Origin of the sequence: Komagataeibacter intermedius TF2 (genome assembly GCF_000964425.1) — a bacterium.
Classification (GTDB): Bacteria; Pseudomonadota; Alphaproteobacteria; order Acetobacterales; family Acetobacteraceae; genus Komagataeibacter; species Komagataeibacter intermedius.
Genome location: NZ_BANF01000100.1, coordinates 36,383 through 55,919, shown reverse-complemented (window position 1 = coordinate 55,919; position 19,537 = coordinate 36,383). Strand labels below are relative to the sequence as shown.

Sequence of the window (19,537 nt, the reverse complement as noted above, 5' to 3'; positions counted from 1 at the left end):
GGGCTATTTCGCAACCACGAAGTTGACGATCCGGCCCGGCACATGGATGCGCTTGACGATCCGCGCGCCATCCAGCAGGCGCGCCACGTTGGGTTCGGCTTCCGCCATGGCGATGACCCTGTCCGCGGGCATGTCCGGCGGCACGGCGATCGTACCGCGCAGCTTGCCCATGATCTGGACGGCGATGGTCAGTTCGTTCGCCTTCAGCAGGTCCGCGATGGCGACCGGCCACGTGCGGTCCACCACCGGCTGGCCACCGGGTTCAAGCAGCGCCATCATCGTTTCCGCCTGATGCGGCACCATGGGCGCGCACAGCAGCGCCAGCGTGGTGGCCGCTTCACGCCGGGCGAACGCCATGCCGTCCTCGCCTGCCGTCTTTTCCGCATCGGCCATGGCGGAGGTCAGTTCATGCAGTCGCGCCACGGCGACGTTGACACTGAAGGTTTCCAGCGCATCGGTCACTGCCGCGATGGTGCGGTGGGTGGTGCGGCGCAGGGCATCCGCATTGCGTGAGATGGTGGCGGGACACGCGGCATCCGCCGGGGTCTGTTCCGCCACCGTGCGGACAAGGCGGAACAGGCGCTGCAGGAAGCGCGATGCCGCGGCAACGCCGGATTCCGTCCATTCCATGTCACGTTCCGGCGGGCTGTCGGACAGTACGAACCACCGTGCCGTATCCGCGCCGAAGCGTTCGATGATGGCGACGGGCGCCACCGTGTTGCGCTTGGACTTGGACATCTTTTCCACGCGACCGATGGTGACGGGCGCACCATTGTCGCGGCGTACGGCCCCGTCGGCCCTGCGCTCGACCTCTTCGGGATACAGCCAGTTGCCGTCCGCGTCGCGGTAGCTTTCGTGGTTGACCATCCCCTGCGTGAACAGCCCGTTGAAGGGTTCGTCCACATGCAGGTGTCCTGTCTCATGCATCGCGCGGGTGAAGAAGCGGGCATACAGCAGGTGCAGGATCGCATGTTCGATCCCGCCGATATACTGGTCCACCGGCAGCCAGCCATCAGCTGCGGCAGGCACGGTGGGCGTGGGCGCGTGTGGCGCGGTGAAGCGGGCGAAATACCACGAACTGTCCACGAAGGTGTCGCAGGTATCGGTTTCGCGCACGGCGGCCTTGCCACATTTGGGGCAGGTCACGTGCTTCCATGTCGGGTGGTGTTCCAGCGGGTTGCCGGGGCGGTCGAATGTCACGTCCTCAGGCAGCGTGACCGGAAGCTGGTCATCGGGCACCGGCTGCGCGCCGCAATCCGTGCAGTGGATGACGGGAATGGGGCAGCCCCAGTAACGCTGGCGCGAAATGCCCCAGTCACGCAGCCGCCAGTTGACCACGCCCTGACCGATTCCCATGCCTTCCAGCCGGGTGATCGCTTCCTTTTTCGCCGTCTCGGTATCCAGACCGTCCAGGAAGCCGGAATTGAACAGCGTGCCGTGGCCGTCACAGGCCCTGTCGGTCATGGTGAAGGTCGCGGCCTCGGCCCCCGGCGGCAGGATCACGGGGGTAACCGGCAGGTTGTACTTGCGCGCGAAATCAAGGTCGCGCTGGTCGCCGCACGGGCAGCCGAACACCGCGCCCGTCCCGTAATCCATCAGCACGAAATTCGCGATCCAGACCGGAAAGGATTTATCGGGCATGAAGGGGTGGCTGACGCGCAGCCCGGTGTCGAATCCACGCTTTTCAGCGGTTTCGATTGCCTCTTCCGACGTGCCCAGACGCTGGCATTCGGCAATGAATTCCCCGGCCGCCGCATTTTTGGCCGCAATCCTGGCCGCCAGCGGATGGTCGGCCGCAATGGCCAGGAAGGACATGCCAAACAGCGTGTCGGGGCGGGTGGTGAAGACCTCGATCGAATCAAGGTCGATGTCGAAACCCGCTGGCGGTTCATGCAGGGCGAAACGGACCCTGGCCCCTTCGGATCGGCCAATCCAGCGTTCCTGCATGGTGCGCACGCGTTCGGGCCAGCGCGGCAGGGTGGACAGGCCATCAAGCAGCTGCGGGGCGAACTGCGTGATTTTCAGGAACCACTGCGACAGCTTCTTCTGTTCGATCAGCGCGCCCGAACGCCAGCCCCGGCCATCGACCACCTGCTCGTTCGCCAGTACGGTGTTGTCCACGGGATCCCAGTTGACCCAGCTTTCGCGCCGTTCAACCAGCCCGCCCTTGAGCATGTCGAGGAACAGCTTCTGCTGCTTGCCATAATATTCCGGCAGGCAGGTTGCGATCTCACGATCCCAGTTGAATGAAAAGCCCAGCCGTTTCAGCGTCGCGCGCATGGCGGCGATGTTGTCCATCGTCCACTGGCCCGGATGCACCCCGCGTTCGCGCGCGGCGTTTTCCGCCGGCAGGCCAAAGGCGTCCCAGCCCATCGGGTGCAGCACGCTGAAGCCACGCGCGCGCTTGTACCGCGCCACCACATCACCCAGCGTATAGTTGCGCACATGGCCCATATGCAGCTGCCCCGACGGATAGGGGAACATCTCCAGCACATAATATTTGGGCCGGTCGGCAGGGGGAACGTCCGGGACATTGAAGATGCCTGACGAAGCCCAGCGTTCCTGCCACTGCGGCTCGGCCGTGTGGAAGTCATAGGCGGGGAGGGCGCTGTCCGGTGGGGTGCTGGTTTCGGTCATCTTCTTCTGGTTCGGTATGCGGGAGGCGGGGCTGCCCCCGCCGGAAGGGTGCGGGCGGCACGGCCTGCGCCGCCCGGTGGAAAGGAACGTCGGGCCGGGGGTCAGCGCTGTCCGCTATCGGTCCGCAGCTGGCGCGCGCGGGTCAGGATACGCGCGGTAATGTCGGATACGGTATTGGCCGCGACCGGGGTATCGACCCACTGGTTGTCCTGGAACACCTGACGGAACACCGATACGCGCACCGCATCCGAACGCAGGCTGCGCGACAGGATGAAACAGGTGATCTTGAAGCGTTCATCCTTGGTTGCGGGCGGTGTGTACCAGTCCGTCAGGATCACGCCCGCCACCGCATCGGCGGAGGCGAACGGCATGAAGGACAGCGTATCCAGCGCGCCGCGCCACAGGAAGGCATTGACCCCGTTGCTTTCCAGCGGGGTAGAACCGCCATTGGCGCCCCGGTCTTCCTTCAGCAGGCGGTTCTGGGGAATGGCCAGCCCGCTTTTGTCATGCTGTGGCGCGCTGCCGCAGCCTGCCAGCAGGCTTATGGCCAGCAGCGCGGGCACGATCGCACGCGGCGGCAGGTGGCGGCCCGATGGGGCGGCAGGAGGGGCAGAACAGGGCGGACGAAGGGTCATGATGCCTCTATGGACGCCGGGGATGGCCCCCGCATGTGGTAATCCAGCCATGCGCCTGACCTGCCGGCCATGCCGGGCAGGGTGCGTTCTGGCCTGTCGCGTTGTCCGTTCTTCATATCCTGCCCCGCCTGTCCCGCCAAGTCGCACGGCCACTTTACCCTGCGTTGCGTGACAATCCCGGCCCGGAGGCGCAAAAATGGCGTCACCTTTCAACAGCAATGGGACATGATGAGACATTCAGCCATATGGTACGTCGCCGCCCTGTGTACGGGCATCGTGTTTTTGCCGCTGTCGGTCATGCCAGCCCATGCCGCCGGGGCGCCGGGTGGCAGCACGGGCACCGCGCATGCGGCGGACATGGCTGCGCGCATGCAGCCTGATGAACAGCAGACGGTCGTGCAGGCCCGCCCCGCTGCCGGTCTGGGCACCACAGCGGAGGCAGGCGACCTGCTGGCATGGCCGGGCGTGGCCCGTCTGGGCCTGCCGGTGCTGCGCATGCCGGATTTCGCCCATGCGGCCCAGTCTGCCGATGGCGCACCCCATCCGCTGCTGCCATGGCTGGCGCTGGCGGCGACATGGGACCCTGACCTTGCCCGCCGGGCGGGCAGCGCGCGGGCACGGTCCGAATGGCTGCACGGCCGTGCGGTGCTGCGGGTGGGGGGCGTTGACCTGCTGCCGTCGGGCCGCCTGCAGGCGGGGGAGGACCAGGTTCTTGCCGGAGGCATGGCGGGCATGATCGGGGCGGGACTGCTGGCGGGGCATGTGCTTCCGGTCTTCGGGTCCGTCGCGACGGAGGAACAGCCCCGCGCGGATGGCGCCCTGCCTGACCGCACGACGCAGGTGCCCGCGGCCCAGCTTGCATCCCAGAGCCTGCTGGGTGTCGCCATGGCGCTGGAGACGGCGCATGGGGGCGCCATACTGTGTGGTGGCATGGCGCCGTGCCAGACCGTAACCGGCCTTGGGTCCATAGTGCATGACGCCTGGCATTTCCCCGGCATGGTCATGGCGCGGCCCGGTGGCGCGGGCGAAATCAGGAATGCGGACATCGCGCCCACGCTGGCGGCCGTGGCGGCCAGCGTGGACATGGAACAGGTGGATACGGACGGCCATGACGTCTTTGGCGCGGCCCTGCGGCAGGCCGTGCGCGAGGGCAGTCTGAAACCCGCGCAGGTGCAGGCCATGGTGACGCATATCCTCGCTTCGTTCTACATGTCGGGCAGCCTTGACCATCCGCCCCCTTTCTCCAGCGCGCATAATGGTGCGCCGCCCGCATCCCCTGACACGCTGGTGGCGGATGTGGAGGCACAGGGCGCGGTCCTGCTGCAGAATGAAAACAGGGTCGTGCCGTTTGACCCCGCCCTTGGCCCCGTCCTGATACTGGTCCATCCCGCGTTGCGTCCTGCGGCGGAAAAGCTGGCTGATGCGCTGCGGCATGCGGGGCTGAATGTGGCGCTGTCCGTTGCGACAGAGGGAGCGGGTGCCCCTGGCACCCTGCCACCTGCCGTATCGCAGGCCGCGCGCACGCTGGTGCTGAGTGCCGGCAATGATGACAACCAGATGATTTCGACAGTGGCGGAAATGGGGGGGCACGTTGTCGTGGTGCTGGCGTCGGACGACCCGGACCGGCAGATGCCCTGGCTGGATACGGTGGACAGCGTGGTGCAGGCATGGGCGTGGCGGGATGAATACGCCCAGCCACTGGCCGCCCTTCTGTCCGGACAGCAGGATTTTTCCGGGCATCTGCCGGTTACGCTGACGGGGGGCTTTTACCCGCCGGGCCTGGCGGATGCCGATTATCGCGCGTTCGCCCGCGCCCATGTCGTACCGCTGTTCCCGTTTGGCTATGGCCTGTCAACGCGGGGACACCTGACCTTCAGTGACCTGCATGTCGTGCGCGAGGGCAACCATGCGACGGCCAGTTTCTCCATCACCAACCCCGATGACACCCCGGTGCGCGCGGTTCCGCAGCTATATGTGGAAATGCCCGATGATGTGCCGGGCGCTGCCCGTCGCCTGGCCGGATGGCGCAGCATCATTGTCGCGCCGGGACATACGGTGCGGCTGGGCGTGCCGGTCAGCCTGCGGCTGGTGGGGCAGTGGAACCCGGCGGGCGGCAACTGGAGCGTGCCAGCGGGGGATTATACTCTCTCTCTGGGGTTTTCTTCTGTCATGATGGTGCGGCATGCGACGCTGCATCTGCCCGCGCTGCATGTGCCCGGTGCGCTGGACAGCACGCCCGCGCCGGTTGTGGCTGCGGAATAGGGACAATATGTTCATGAAAATGAAGAAAGATTTTTGGTGAAGCGTTCTTCAGAAAGCTTCGGAAGAACGTCGCCTTTTTGAACAAAGGCGACACTCCGGAACGTTTATGTTGCGCATCAGGACGTCATCGGACCCTGTTACTGTCCCGGGCGGACCACGCTGCAGGGCAGGCCCTGATTTTTCAGTGTGGAACAGGCCTGCGTGGCCGTCGCCTGTGACAGCCCGGCAAGGCGGGCGCGATAGATCACGCCGCCGGTGGGCCTGTTGACCGGAATGACCATGCTGCGCGCGCCCTGCAGGGCGGCGAAATCCCCCTGCCGGGCCATGGTGGTGGCGAAGCGGGCCTGTCCCTCGGCGGTAAAGGCTCCGACCTGCACCATCCATGCCCCGTAACCGGCCCCGGCGCTGGCGGCGGGGGCGGCAGCCGTGCGGGCGTCGGTATGGCACGTGGTGTTGGTGGGATCATACGCCAGACTGGCGTCCTGCACGCAGGCCGTGCGGTGCTGTACGGGGGCGGGCGGGTTAAGGGTGGCGTACTGGATATAGGTATGGTCGGCCTTGACCCTGGTGTTGCCCGGTCCCAGCGCGGGCGGGTTGGCCGCGACGCGCTGGCCGGAGGAACCATAGACCGCCAGCGGCCCGCTCAACGCGACCTCGTCGCCAAGGTTGGGGGTGATGATACGCAGGTAGCGGACTGTCTGGCTGGGCAGGGGGCGACCATTTTCAAGATAGTCATTCAGACGCTGCGTGCCCGCGTTATAAGCCGCAAGGAAGCCCGGCGCGCCATATAGCCCGTACAGGATGCGGATATAGGCCGTGCCCGCAAGGATGTTGTCATGCGGGTTGTACGGGTCGGACCCAAGGTGGTTGCGGCGCTGCATGTCGGCATAGGTCGGCGGCATGAGCTGCATGAGCCCGATCGCCCCGCTGGCCGACCGGGTCAGGTGCCCGTCGATATATTCATGGCCGCCGGATTCCTTCTGGATCACGGCGCGGATCCATTCCTGCGGTACCGCGAACCGGGTGGAGGCATCGGCAATATAGGGCTGCCACGGGTCCGTGGCCGGGCCCGGCGCGCGGTAGGCGGCCTTGCCTTCATAATAGCTGTTGTAATGCGACGTCTTTCCACCGCCGCCGCCTGAACTGGCGCAGGCGGCAAGGCCCAGCCCGGTCAGGGCCAGAACACCAAGGCGCGTCATGCCCCGCAGGGAAGAAAGGGTCGGGGACATGTTCAGATCAGGCACAGTTCCGCCAGTTCGTTACGGAGGGCTTCGGGCAACGCATCGCCCGTATGGCTGTTGGCCAGCAGGTCGGGCGGCGCATCCTCGGGGCGGAGGTAGCGCCAGCCCTGAAACGGCCGCATGGCGCGTGGCTGGACCGGGATGATGTCAGGCGCCATGACCACCAGCGCGCATGGCGTGCCATCTTCACGCGTGTCGGGCTGGATTGCGGTAATGCGCTGGCGGCACAGGATGCGCCCGGCAATGACACGGTAGATCGACCCGCCATCCAGTATGTCCGCGGCCCTGCGGGGGTACATGCGGGTACGGAACCACGGCATGCCGGCGGCGCTGGTGCCGTCCAGGTCATCAACCGGCGGCGTCTGGAGGGACTGGCGCGCGGCCAGGTCCTCGATGGACTGGATGCCAACCGCCAGTTTGACCATGTGCAGCATGCTGCGTGTATTCCCCGTCAGTGCTCCCGACCGGGCAGGTCGGTATGTGCCTGCTGCGCGAAAATGTCGCGGAAGCGGTCGGCATCGATGCTGCGCACGATATGCACGGTGCGCATGGGGCTGTCATGCGGGGCCAGCGAATCGGGCACGACAAAGGCATGGCCGTAATGCGGGCCACGGCTGGTATCAATATCCATGCGGGCATCCACGGCGGATGTCACCAGCGTGGGATCGGCGGTGATGGCGGTCGTCATTTCATCCCACATGGGCAGGGGATCATAATATCTGCCGATATAATCGGTCAGCGGCGTCTTCTTCGCCGTCAGCCGGGCCAGGTACTGCTTCGACAGCATGAGATCGTTCGAGACGCTGCCCACCACGGTCACCTTCTTCCACGGCGCGGTCAGCGTGATATGGGCGGCTTCGGGATCAAAGATCATGTTGAAATCGGAGGCGAAGTCCGCATTGCCGGTAATGGACATCATGCTGGTGTCCAGCAGGCCCCCCATGAAAACAAGCTGCTTTGCCGTTTCGGCAAAGGTCGGGTCCTGACGGATCGCCAGCGCCAGGTTGGTCAGCGGTCCCGCCGCGACAATCGTGACCTCATGCGGGTGGGCATGGACCTGTTCAATCAGGAACTGCGCCGCACTCTGCGCCACGGGGGCCAGATGGGGCGCGCCTTCCTTCATGGCCGGGATGGCGGGCTGGGTGTCCGTGGCGCTGTCGATCGAACCGGCCCCGCCCCATGCGCCTTTCCATGGAATGATGCCGTACTGCTGTTCATGCAGTTTCATTTCGGCCCGTGTGTTGACCAGCGGATAGACCGCGCCATCGGCAACCGGCACGTCGGTACGTCCCACGATTTCCAGCAGGCGGCGCAGGTGCGCGGATTCCGCGTTTTCCCACCCGTCGCCCGACACCACCGTAAAGCCCAGCACGCGGACATGCGGGTTGAACAGCAGCGGAATGGCCGAAAGCTGGTCCGACCCACCCGGACCAAGGAAATCGTTATCCTCGATTACAAGTTCCTGACCGGTCGTGGCCGGTGCAGGGGCGGCGAGGGCCGATGTGGCCATCAGCGTGACAGCCGTAAGACAGGCCGCAAGCCGGGCAGTCAGTGAAAGGGCGGATGAGAACACGCGACGCACTCCTTGGCCTTACGTATGGTGGGACGCCATCGTATTGCCTAAATTCCTAAAGCACCAGCGCAGCCAGCAGGCTTTCCAGCCGCAGGCGGCCCGCCGCCGTGGCCCGCAGGGTCTGGCGGGCGGGATCAGCGACCAGATAGCCTTCCTCCATCGCGGCGGCCATGATGTCGGCGTCGGTTGCGTCGTGCACCGTCATGCCGGTGCGGCGGGCGAAGCGCGTGGTGGAAATCCCTTCAGCCAGCCGCAGCCCCATCAGCAGCATTTCGCGCGCGCGGTCGCGGTCATCCAGCCTTTCTTCCGCATGTGCGCCGGTGCCGGTACGTTCCACCCGCTCCGCCCACGGTTCGGGCGCGCGGTGGCGCCGGGTGGCGCAGGTCACGCCATTGCGGGTCAGCCGGCCATGCGCGCCCGGGCCAATGCCCAGATAGTCGCCATACCGCCAGTAGGTCAGGTTATGGCGGCTTTCGGCGCCGGGGCGGGCATAATTGGAGATTTCATACCCAAGCAGCCCGTGGCGGCCCGCGACCTCGGCGGTCAGTTCATACAGGCGTGCGGCCTCATCCCCATCGGGCAGGCGAAAGCGGCCCTGACGGTACAGGCTTTCGAACTTCGTGCCGGGTTCGATGGTCAGCTGGTACAGCGACAGATGATCCGAGACCAGCGACAGCGCCGCCTCCAGCTCCGCTCGCCATGCGGCGGCGTCCTGTCCGGGGCGGGCGTAGATCAGGTCGAATGAAATCCGGTCAAACAGGCTGCGCGCCGTCTCCAGCGCCGCCATGGCCTGTGGCGCATCATGTTCGCGCCCCAGGAACCGCAGGGCTTCGGCATCAAGGCTCTGGACACCGACGGAAATGCGGTTGACGCCAGCATCACGGAAGGCGCGCAGCCGACCGGTCTCCACGCTGGTGGGATTGGCCTCCAGCGTGATTTCGACGCTATTCGTCAGGCCAAACAGGGTGCGGGCATCATCAATCAGTCCGGCCACCGTTTCGGGCGCCATGAGCGATGGCGTGCCGCCACCAAAGAAAATGGAACTTATGGTCGGACGCTCGGCCCGACCGTCGCCCATGCGGGCGGCTTCATGCGCCAGTTCGCGCCGCAGTGCCGCGCCAAAGCGGGCGCGGGGGATTTCATTACGCACATGGCTGTTGAAATCACAGTACGGGCATTTGGACAGGCAGAACGGCCAGTGCACGTACAGCGCCAGCGGTTCGGCCATGCTGGATGCGGGATTGTGTGAAAATCCTGCCAAGGCGACTCCTCGCAAACTATCAGACGTTTTTGGTGAAGCGTTTTTCAGAAAGCTTCAAAAAGAATGCCGCCTTTTTGGAAAAAAGACGGCACCCAGAAACCTTTATTCTGTTCAGGAATGTCAGATCGCCAGCCGCACGCCCAGCTCCACCACGCGGTCGGGCGGGATGCGGAAGAATTCCGTCGCTGGCGTCGCGTTGCGCGCCATGAACAGGAACAGCGACATCCGCCACCGCGACAGCTTGGGCACGGACGAACGCACAAGCAGTTCGCGGCTGGTGAAATAGGATGCCTGAAGCGCATCGAAATCAAGGCCGCTGGCCTTCAGGTCCTCCAGCGCGCGGGGCAGGTTGGGCATTTCCATGAAGCCGTACCGCAGGATGATCCGGTAGATGTCGGGCGCCAGTTCCTGCAGCGCCACGCGGTGGCCGTGATCGGCTTCGGGCTGGTCCAGCGTCTGCACGGTGACGAACAGCACGTGGTCATGCAGCACCTTGTTGTGCTTGAGGTTGTGCAGCAGGCAGGCGGGCACGAAATCGGGGTTCCCGGTCATGTACACCGCCGTGCCCGGCACGCGGATGATGCGCGACTGTGGCAGGCGGGCCAGGAACGAGTTCATGGGCATGCTGTCCTGCTTCTGCCGGTTCATGATCAGCTGGCGGCCCTTTTTCCACGTCGTCATCATAAGCGTCAGCACGATGCCCAGCAGCACCGGCACCCAGCCGCCCTGCGGGATCTTGAGCGCGTTGGACGCGAAGAACGTCGCATCAAGCAGGAAGAAACCGCCAAATGTCACGATCGCGGCGGGCCGTGACCAGTGGTACAGCCTGCGGAACACGACCATGGCCAGCACGCAGGTGCACATGAACGTGCCCGTCACCGCAATACCGTAGGCGGATGCCAGCGCGTCCGAACTGCGGAAGGCCAGTACCAGCAGCAGCGCGCCCACCATCAGGAAGCGGTTGAATTCCGGCAGGTAGATCTGGCCTTCTTCCTCCGCATTCGTATGGGTCACGCGCATGCGTGGCAGGTAGCCCAGCTGGATGATCTGGCGGCACAGCGAAAACCCGCCCGAAATGCCCGCCTGGCTGGCAATGACGGTGGCGAAGGTGGACAGGATGATCATCGGCACCTGCAGCCAGTGCGGGCCAAGCAGGAAGAACGGATTGGCCAGCGCCCCGGGGTCCGCAATGATCAGCGCGCCCTGGCCCAGATAATTCAGCGCAAGGCAGGGGAGCACGCAGAACAGCCACGCATAGCGGATGGGCTGGCGGCCGAAATGCCCCATGTCGGCATACAGTGCTTCCGCCCCCGTAACCGACAGCACGACCGAACCCAGCGCAATGAACGACAGCCACCCGTGATAGACGATGAACTGTACCGCATAGGTGGGCGATATGGCCAGCAGCACCGCCGGGTGATGCAGGATCTGCAGTGCCCCCAGTATGCCCAGCAGGCTGAACCACACCAGCATGATCGGCCCGAATACGGTGCCCACCTTGCCCGTGCCGTAGCACTGGACCGAAAACAGCCCGATCAGGACCATAAGCGCAATGGGTATGACCAGATCACGCGCGGCAGGGAAGCTGACCTCCAGCCCCTCCACCGCCGACAGCACGGAAATGGCGGGGGTGATCATGCCATCGCCAAAGAACAGGCAGGCCCCGCCAATGCCGACCATACCCAGCGCGATGCGCAGCCGGTTGCTGGGGGCCACGCGCTGGGCCAGCGACATGAGCGAGATGATCCCGCCTTCCCCGTTATGGTCGGCGCGCATGATCAGGATGACGTATTTGACCGTCACGATCAGCAGCAGCGACCAGATGATCAGGCTGAGAACGCCCAGAACCTCCCACGGGGCGATCCGGTGGTGCTGCGAGACGACCATGATGGTCGAACGCAGGGCGTAGATCGGGCTTGTGCCGATATCGCCAAACACCACGCCCAGCACGCCCAGCAGGGCGGCAAAGCCCACGGGGTTTGCGGCGTGTTCGTGCTGGTCCGCGCCATATTCGGTAATCTTGGGCGCGGTCGTGGCCTTGTCCGCGGCAGTTGCGGGATGACCTGCGCCATCCGGCGGCGTCGGGGATCCGGGGGCAGAAGGCCCCGTGGGTTGCGTCATGTCGTGACGGCTCCGCGGCAATGAAGACAGAAAACCGGCATCACATCGCGACCGGATAGTTTCGCATTACCGCCTCGCCCCATGCGCAGCAAGGCCCGTCTCCGCTCAGGTGCCATTCAGGCATGGTCAGGCATGGGCGGGACGGGCACCGAAAATGGCGCTTCCCACCCGCACCAGCGTCGCGCCACAGGCAATTGCGCGTTCGAAATCGGCCGACATGCCCATTGACACGACCGGCAGCCCGTGCCGTGCCGCCATGTCCGACAGCAGCCGGAAATGCGGCGCCGGGTCCTGATCGTGCGGCGGGATGCACATAAGACCCCGCACCGCATCGCCAAAGCGCGTGATGCTGGCGGTGATGAAGGCGTCGGCGTCTTCCCGCCTCACGCCCGATTTCTGGGTTTCGTCGCCCGTGTTCACCTGCACCAGCAGGTGGGGCAGGCGACCCGCCCTGTCGCCCGCGCGCGCGATCGCATCCGACAGGGACGGCCGGTCTAGGCTTTCGATCATATCCGCGATCCGGACGGCCTCCAGCGCCTTGTTGGTCTGCAGGCCGCCGATGATGTGCAGCCGCAGGTCGGGCCAGCGTTCGCGCAGGGCGGGGAATTTGGCGGCGGCTTCCTGCACGCGGTTTTCACCGAATGTCCGCTGCCCTGCCTCCAGTGCGGCGATGACGCTGGATTGCGGATGGAACTTGGAAACGGCCACCAGTCCGATGGTGGACGGGTCGCGGCCTGCCGCCTGCGCGCTGGCGATGATGCGGGCGCGGATGCCCGTCAGCGCCTGTGCTATGGATGTGGATGTTGACATGGCTCTAGGCTTGGCCTGAATACCTCCCCGGTCAAGCCCCCGCGTATCGCAGTTTTCAGGTCAGGATTTCATGAAGCCTTCCCCGTCCCCGTCGTCCCGCCCCACCGGGCGCCGCCCCAACGCAGGCCGCCCCGACCGGCGCGGTGGCAAGGTCGCGCCGGATCCCACGCGCGACATCGCCTTTGATATCGTCGAGGGCGTGATCGTGCACCGCCGCATGCTTGATACGTCGCTGGACCATTCGCTTGCCGCCCGCGCGGCCGAACCGCGCGATCGCGCCGCGGGCCACCGGCTGGCCGCCACCGTGCTGCGGCACATGGGCACCGCGAACGAGGTTCTGGCTCCGTTCCTGAAGCGCGAACCGCCCGAACCCGTTCGCGTGGTGCTGCTGATCGGGGTGGCGCAGCTCCTGTTCCTTGACACGCCGGCCCACGCCGCCGTGGCCACGTCCGTCGCCCTTGCGCGCCGGCGGGGGCTGGTGCCGTTCGCGGGGCTGGTCAACGCGGTGCTGCGCCGTGTCGCGGCTGGCGGGACGCAGGCGCTGGAGGGGCTGGATCAGGCGCGGCTGGATGTGCCGCCGTGGCTGTGGCAGTCGTGGGGGAAGCTTGCGCGTCCCATCGCCCGCGCGCTGGGGCATGAGCCGCCGCTGGACCTGAGCATCCGCCCCGGCGCCGAACCCCCGCCGGGGGGCGAGGTAATGCCCAATGGAAGCGTGCGCTTTGCCGCGGGGTCGGTAAAGGTGGTGGACCTGCCCGGCTTTGCCGAGGGGACGTTCTGGGTGCAGGACATGGCCGCCAGCCTGCCCGCGCGGCTGCTGGATGTGAAAGCGGGCGAACGTGTGGCCGACCTGTGCGCGGCCCCCGGTGGCAAGACCGCCCAGCTTGCCTTTGCCGGGGCGGACGTCTTCGCCATTGAACGCGAAGGCCGCCGGATCGAGCGGCTGCGCGCGAATCTGGCACGCCTGGGGCTGGATGGGGTGAAGGTCATCCATGCGGATGCGGCACAGTGGCGGCCTGATGTCCCGCTGGACGCGATCCTGCTGGACGCGCCATGTTCGGCCACCGGCACCATCCGCCGCCACCCCGACGCCATGTGGATCAAGCGCCCGCGAGACATCGCCACCATGACGGAAGGGCAGGACCGGCTGCTGGCCGCAGGCCGCGACATGCTGCGGCCGGGCGGGCGCATGGTCTATGCCGTGTGTTCGCTACAGCCCGAGGAAGGCGAGCAGCGCGCCCGCGCGGCCGAGGCGATGGGCCTGATCCCCGATCCCTTCACGCCGGAGGAACTGGCCTTCCTGCCGCAGGCCCGCACGCCGGAGGGGTGGCTGCGCACCCATCCCGGCATGCTGGCGGATCATGGTGGCATGGATGGCTTCTTCGCCGCGCGTTTCCGTCGGGCCTGAGCGGGACGGGGGCATGAGGAAAGATTGGCGTTAGTCATTGATTGCTGTTAAAAAACAGGTATGGCTGCTCTCAAGACCCCCCTCATCGCGCCCAGCGTCCTGTCAGCTGATTTTTCCCGCATGGCGGATGAAGTCGCCGCTGTCGAAAACGCTGGTGCAGACTGGCTGCATCTGGATGTCATGGATGGGCATTTCGTACCGAACCTGTCCATGGGACCACAACTGATCAAGGCGCTTCGCCCGAAGTCGAAGCTGCCATTTGACGTGCACCTGATGATTGCACCCGTCGATCCGTATATCGAAGCCTTTGCGAAGGCCGGGGCCGATCATATTCACCTGCATGTGGAAGCCGGTCCCCACACCCACCGCTCGCTGCAGCATGTGCGCGACCATGGGGTGAAACCCGGCATCGCCATCTGTCCCGCCACCCCGCCCGAAGCGGTGGGCGAAGTGCTGGATCTGGTGGACATGATCCTGGTCATGACGGTCAACCCCGGTTTTGGTGGCCAGAAATTCCTGACCAGCCAGCTGCGCAAGATCGAAACCCTGCGCCGCATGGCGGATGCGACGGGCCGTGACATCCGCATTGGCGTCGATGGCGGCATTACCGCGCAGACCGCGCCCCTGGCAGTTGCGGCAGGCGCCGATGTCCTGATTGCCGGGACATCCGTGTATGGGCAGGATGATTATGCCGCCGCCATCAGCAACCTACGGATCGGGGCGCATAACCCGGCGTGAGGGTATGCGTCCCGCCATATCGGGGGGATAGGGCCCCATGCCGCTGAAGCGTCTGGCGCGCGGCGCGCGCCTTTCATTCGCGCGGCTGCCGTTGCTGGGTGGGGGCAGGCGGCTGCCTGTCGCGCCTGTCCATAACGTGCGTGACCTGTGGCCGGGTGATCCGGCGGCGGGCGCGCAGCTTGCGCGCGGCAGCCTGACATGGGCGGGCTATACCCACCCCGTCGGGCCGGGACAATGGGATGCGCCCGAATTTGAACCCGGTTTCCGCGAGGGGCTGCTCAGCTTCCGCTGGCTGCGTGACCTGCGCGCGGTGGGCACGGATGCCGCGCGGCTGAAGGCGCGCGCGCTGGTCGATGACTGGCTGCACCATCCATCCCAACACCCCATGGCGCTGGATTGCGGGGTGATTGGCGCCCGTGTCGCGGCGTGGCTGGGGCATTACGATTTCTTTGCCGCATCGGCCAGCGATTCCTTCCGCCAGCGCCTGATGGAACGGATACTGGTGGAAGGGCGCACCATCGCCGCCCTCATGCCACCTGAACAGCATGGCTGGCAGTCGCTTACGGCGCTCAAGGGCCTGCTGGCGGTGGCGGTGGCCATGCCCGAATATACCGGTTTCCTGACCCGGTACCGCCGCTATATCGACAACGAGGTGGAAAGCCAGATCCTGCCCGATGGCTGGCATGTCGAACGTAGCCCGGAGGTCCAGCTGCGCGCCCTGCGCGAACTGGCGGAAATGCGGGCCATGATGCAGGCAGTGCAGCATGCCCTGCCGCATTCGGTCGCCATCGCGCTGGACAAGATGAGCCCCGTGCTGCGGGCCATGCGGCATGGGGACGGGGGGCTTGCGCTGTTCAATGGCAGCCATGAACGTAGCGCGACGCTGATCGAGATGGTGCTGTCACAGGCCACGCGCACCCGCGTCGTGGCCAATGCCATGCCCGATGGCGGTTTCATACGCATGCAGGCCGTGCGATCGCTGCTGCTGGTGGATGTGGGGATTCCCGCCCCGCCCGAATATGACCGCAACGCGCATGCGGGGACGCTGTCATTCGAATTTTCCTGTGCGCGGCAGCGTCTGATCGTTAATTGCGGCGGCGGGGTCCTGCCTGTTTGGAAAGAGGCCCTGCGCCAGACCGCGGCCCATTCCGTGGTGGTGGTGGAGGACATGTCCTCGTCCGAATTCGGGACGGATGGCACGGTGCGGCGCAGGCCAGCCCATGTCAGTGTCGATCATGCCGTGGCCGAAGGCGCGCACTGGCTGAACCTGTCGCATGACGGCTACCATCCTTCGGCGGGGGCGACGTATTACCGCAGACTGTATCTGGGCGGTGATGGCGAGATCCTGCGCGGAGAGGAAATGCTGGAAGGCGAGCGGGAAGTGGCCTTCGTTCTGCGCCTGCACCTGCATCCGACGGTGACGGCAGTGGATGCGCAGGATGGCTCCGTCCTGCTGGAAGCGGGGGAGCAGCACTGGCGGTTCCGCGCGGCAGGCGGCGAGGTCGCGATTGAGGAAAGCGTCTATTCCGGTGGGCAGGTGCCGCAGCCGACCCTGCAACTGGTCGTGCGGGTCGATCCCGCAGCCCGGCAGAAGCAGGAAGACGGGGATACCCCGGATGCCCCGGCCATGGGGGGAGATGCCCCGCCAGGCAAGGTGCGGCAGGTGGTGCGCTGGGCGCTGCGTCGTGAGAAGCTGCTGCTTCTGGCATGAAGATCCTCGAAGTTACGAATGTCGATTTTTCGTTACGCCAGTTCCTGTTTCCCCTCATGCTGGCGCTTCGGGATGAAGGGCATGACGTGGTGGGGGTATGCGCCGATGGTCCCCTGCTGAAGGATGTGCGCGCATGTGGGCTGCGGGTCGAGACCGTGCCGATGTCGCGCACCCTGTCCCCCCTTGCGCAATGGCGGGCATGGCGGGCGCTCGTGCGCCTGATCCGGGCGGAAAAGCCCGATATGGTCCATGCGCACATGCCCATAAGCGGCCTGCTGGCGCGTTTCGCGGCATGGTGGTGCGGGGTGCCCTGCATTGCCTATACCTGTCATGGGTTCCTGTTCAACCAGCCGGGATCACGCCTGCGGCGTGCCGTGGCCCTTATGCTGGAATGGCTGGCGGGACAGGTGACCGGCATCTACCTGACGGTATCGCAAAAAGAGGCATGTGACGCCCGTAGACTGCGGATCAACCCCCGCGCCACGGCCATCGGCAATGGACGTGATCCGGCCATTTTCCACCCCATGCCCGAACAGCGCGCGGCGCTGCGCGCACGGATGGGGCTGGACGCGGGACAGGTCGTCATCCTTGCCGTCTCCCGCCTGGTGCGGGGCAAGGGGTATCCCGAACTGCTGGCGGTCATGCGCGCCCTGCCTGACAACGCGGTGTTATGGGTGGTGGGTGAGCGTCTGCCCAGTGATCGCGGCATGGACCTTGGCGCGTGTTTTGCCGCAGCACAGGCGGCCCTTGGCACGCGCATGGTCATGTTCGGATATCGTGCGGATGTCGCGCCGATCATGGCGGCTGCGGATATTTTTGTCCTGCCCAGCCATTTCGAGGGTCTGCCGATGAGCGTGATCGAAGCCATGCTGTGCGGCCTGCCGGTGGTGGCAAGCGATATTTCCGGCCCGTGCGAACAGGTGGTGGAAGGCGAGACCGGCCTGCTGGTGCCGCCGGGCGACGTCGCACGGCTGGCTACGGCGCTGGACCGGCTGGTGCGTGATGGTGCGCTGCGCCAGCGCATGGGGGAGGCGGGACGGCTGCGCGCGCTGGCCCATTACACGCAGGCCGACATCATGGCGCGCACGGTTGCCCTGCTGACAGCGGGATGCCCTGTCGCATAGGCACGGACAGGAAGGCGGTTCCAGAAAGTCCGCCTGCGTCACGCCGCGTCGGTCATGAAGGCATTCCTGGCGCGGTTTCTTCAGGAAACGCCGCCTTTTTGAAAAAAAGGCGGCGCCTAAAGACTTTTATTTGTTATCAACAGGTTGCTGGGGGTTAACGTCCCATGTCCTGCTGCTGGCCATCGCTGCCGTTCATGATCTGGATCAGCGCCTGCGTCTGCGCCGTATGTGACTTGAGCAGGCTGACATTGTCCGGGTTCAGCGGTGGGATGGACTTGCTGTCCTGCGGGGGGTGCTGCATGACGGCGGCGGTCATGCCAAAGGTGGTGATGCCCATGACGAATTCACGCGCCGTCATGTGACCCTGCTTCAGGATCGGCGCAAGCTGGGGCATGGCTTCGGTGCGCTTGATGGTATCGTCCAGCGACAGGTTCGGCGTTTCAGGGGGGGTGATGCGTGAATTGCGGATCTGCTCCATCACCGGCGTCATGCGCGTGAAGAAGTCCTTGGGCAGCCTGTACTGCGCCACGGTTTCCATATCATGCCTGATCGCAGCCTGCTGGGCGGCGCTTGGGGCCTGCTGGGTCATCTGCTGCGTGGGCTGCTGGGCCATGGCGGACGGCATGACGGCGGGCAGGCGGGTCAGGGCAAGGGCGCATGTGGTGGCCAAAAGCGCCTTGCGCACGAAGGAAGAAGTCATGGCTGGTTGCTCCATTCGCCCTGTCTCATCAGGGGTTCGCGGGTGCCATCATGGTTGATGGCGTCCACGTCGATTTTGCTGGACCCGATCATCCAGTCAATATGGATAAAGCTGGTATTGGCCCCCTGCTGCGCCAGATGGGCTTCGGTCAGGCTGTCGGTGTCCAGCATGCATTTGGCATAGGACTGGCCCAGCGCGATGTGGCTGGCGGCGTTTTCGTCAAACAGCGTGTTACGGAACAGGATGCCGCTTTGTGAAATGGGGGAGGACGCGGGCACCAGCGCCACTTCACCCAGCCTGCGCGCGCCGTCATCGGTATCGAGTATGCGTTCCAGCACGTCCTGCCCGGTGCGGGCATGGGCTTCGACAATGCGGCCATCTTCAAAACGCACGGCGATATCATCAATCAGCGTGCCCTGATGGAACAGCGGCTTGGTCGCGCGTACTGTCCCGCTGACCTTGCGGGCGTGCGGGGTGGTGAACACTTCCTCGGTCGGAATGTTGGGGTTGCAGATGATCCCGTTCCCCGCGGGTTCCGCCCCGCCAGCCCATGCATGGCCATCGGCCAGCCCCACGGTCAGGTCGGTATCCGGCCCGGTGAAATGCAGGGCCGCGAAACGGCGTTCGTTCAGCCATGTCGCACGTTTGTGCAGGTGGGCGTTATGGGCTTTCCATTCGGCCACCGGGTCGTCCACCATCACGCGCGACGCCTGGAAAATGGCGTCCCACAACCGGCTGACCGCCGCATCCGCCGACAGGTCAGGAAACACCTGCGCCGCCCATGCGGGGGTGGCGAAGGCCACGATGTTCCAGTTGATGGCGAAGCGGGTGATCAGTTCCATGGCCGGACGCCCCGCGCGCGACGCCGCACGTCCCACGCGGGAGACGCGTTCGGCATTTTCATTGGCCAGCAGCACCGGGTTGCCACCCGTAATCGCCATGCGCGCCGCCCCCTTGCGGTAGGCATTGGCCATGCCGTCCTGCAGCCAGTCGGCGGCGGTGTCCAGCGTATCATCGGCGGCGTGGCGGAAGCGGGCCAGTGTCGCCACGTCATCGGCATAGAACGGTGTCACCAGCGACGCCCCGGCCCTGTAGGCGTGTTCCGTGATGCGGCGGACCAGCGGCACGGCATCCAGCGGTGCCGTGATCAGAAGCTGCTGCCCGTGCGCGACATTCACACCAACGCGGACGGCGACCTCAGCCAGACGGTCCAGAAGATGTTCATGCTGGGGGGAAAGAACCATGCGTCATCATATCCTGTTAATGTTGGCCGGTGCGCCGCATGCCTGCGACAGGGCGCATGCACGATAGACGACACA

15 protein-coding genes are annotated in these 19,537 nt (G+C 65.6%); 5 read left to right on the top strand and 10 right to left on the bottom strand.

Features of this window, described 5'->3' with window-relative positions; genetic code table 11:
• Positions 1-3: 3 nt before the first annotated feature.
• Positions 4-2,637, bottom strand: a complete 2,634-nt coding sequence (leuS, locus tag B7449_RS12650; RefSeq protein WP_039732680.1) for a leucine--tRNA ligase — start codon at positions 2,635-2,637, stop codon at positions 4-6.
• 101 nt (positions 2,638-2,738) lie between these two features.
• A complete protein-coding gene (locus B7449_RS12645) occupies positions 2,739-3,272 on the bottom strand; it encodes a DUF3576 domain-containing protein (protein ID WP_039732681.1) in 534 nt (177 codons plus the stop codon).
• 228 nt (positions 3,273-3,500) lie between these two features.
• On the opposite strand from B7449_RS12645, the gene B7449_RS12640 reads away from it, so the two are divergent.
• Positions 3,501-5,534 carry a glycoside hydrolase family 3 C-terminal domain-containing protein gene (locus B7449_RS12640; RefSeq protein ID WP_039732703.1) on the top strand — a complete coding sequence of 678 codons (2,034 nt, stop codon included), beginning with the start codon at positions 3,501-3,503 and terminating at the stop codon, positions 5,532-5,534.
• A gap of 137 nt (positions 5,535-5,671) precedes the next feature.
• Here the strand turns inward: B7449_RS12640 and B7449_RS12635 are convergent, their stop codons facing one another.
• The 6 genes from B7449_RS12635 to B7449_RS12610 form a co-directional block, all read right to left on the bottom strand.
• Positions 5,672-6,733 (bottom strand): lytic transglycosylase domain-containing protein, encoded by a 1,062-nt coding sequence (locus B7449_RS12635; protein WP_039732704.1) that lies wholly within the window; start codon positions 6,731-6,733, stop codon positions 5,672-5,674.
• Between the two features lie 32 nt (positions 6,734-6,765).
• Complete coding sequence (locus B7449_RS12630) at positions 6,766-7,209, bottom strand: DUF1489 family protein (RefSeq protein WP_039732682.1); 444 nt, start codon at positions 7,207-7,209, stop codon at positions 6,766-6,768.
• A 17-nt stretch (positions 7,210-7,226) separates the two neighbouring features.
• Positions 7,227-8,285, bottom strand: coding sequence for a nucleoside hydrolase (locus tag B7449_RS12625; RefSeq protein WP_082084862.1), 1,059 nt, complete (start codon positions 8,283-8,285; stop codon positions 7,227-7,229).
• Between the two features lie 118 nt (positions 8,286-8,403).
• Positions 8,404-9,576, bottom strand: coding sequence for a radical SAM family heme chaperone HemW (gene hemW / locus B7449_RS12620; protein WP_039732684.1), 1,173 nt, complete (start codon positions 9,574-9,576; stop codon positions 8,404-8,406).
• Positions 9,577-9,729: 153 nt separating this feature from the next.
• Entirely contained in the window at positions 9,730-11,730 is a 2,001-nt protein-coding gene (locus tag B7449_RS12615) for a potassium transporter Kup (protein ID WP_039732685.1), read from the bottom strand.
• Positions 11,731-11,856: 126 nt separating this feature from the next.
• Positions 11,857-12,540 (bottom strand): YggS family pyridoxal phosphate-dependent enzyme, encoded by a 684-nt coding sequence (locus B7449_RS12610; protein ID WP_039732686.1) that lies wholly within the window; start codon positions 12,538-12,540, stop codon positions 11,857-11,859.
• 70 nt (positions 12,541-12,610) lie between these two features.
• On the opposite strand from B7449_RS12610, the gene B7449_RS12605 reads away from it, so the two are divergent.
• The 4 genes from B7449_RS12605 to B7449_RS12590 are packed head-to-tail and all read left to right on the top strand — an operon-like array spanning position 12,611 to position 17,518.
• Positions 12,611-13,945, top strand: a complete 1,335-nt coding sequence (locus B7449_RS12605) for an RsmB/NOP family class I SAM-dependent RNA methyltransferase (RefSeq protein WP_039732687.1) — start codon at positions 12,611-12,613, stop codon at positions 13,943-13,945.
• A gap of 60 nt (positions 13,946-14,005) precedes the next feature.
• A complete protein-coding gene (gene rpe / locus B7449_RS12600; RefSeq protein ID WP_039732688.1) occupies positions 14,006-14,683 on the top strand; it encodes a ribulose-phosphate 3-epimerase in 678 nt (225 codons plus the stop codon).
• 37 nt (positions 14,684-14,720) lie between these two features.
• The gene (locus tag B7449_RS12595; protein WP_039732689.1) at positions 14,721-16,394 is read left to right on the top strand and encodes a heparinase II/III family protein; all 1,674 of its coding nucleotides are present in this window, start codon (positions 14,721-14,723) and stop codon (positions 16,392-16,394) included.
• Positions 16,391-17,518 carry a glycosyltransferase family 4 protein gene (locus B7449_RS12590; RefSeq protein ID WP_039732690.1) on the top strand — a complete coding sequence of 376 codons (1,128 nt, stop codon included), beginning with the start codon at positions 16,391-16,393 and terminating at the stop codon, positions 17,516-17,518. The genes B7449_RS12595 and B7449_RS12590 overlap by 4 nt, the downstream gene beginning before the upstream one ends.
• Before the next feature lie 154 nt (positions 17,519-17,672).
• Here the strand turns inward: B7449_RS12590 and B7449_RS12585 are convergent, their stop codons facing one another.
• Both B7449_RS12585 and B7449_RS12580 read right to left on the bottom strand, forming a co-directional pair.
• Positions 17,673-18,218, bottom strand: coding sequence for a hypothetical protein (locus B7449_RS12585; RefSeq protein WP_039732691.1), 546 nt, complete (start codon positions 18,216-18,218; stop codon positions 17,673-17,675).
• Complete coding sequence (locus B7449_RS12580) at positions 18,215-19,462, bottom strand: aminopeptidase (RefSeq protein ID WP_039732692.1); 1,248 nt, start codon at positions 19,460-19,462, stop codon at positions 18,215-18,217. The genes B7449_RS12585 and B7449_RS12580 overlap by 4 nt, the downstream gene beginning before the upstream one ends.
• Positions 19,463-19,537: the final 75 nt, after the last annotated feature.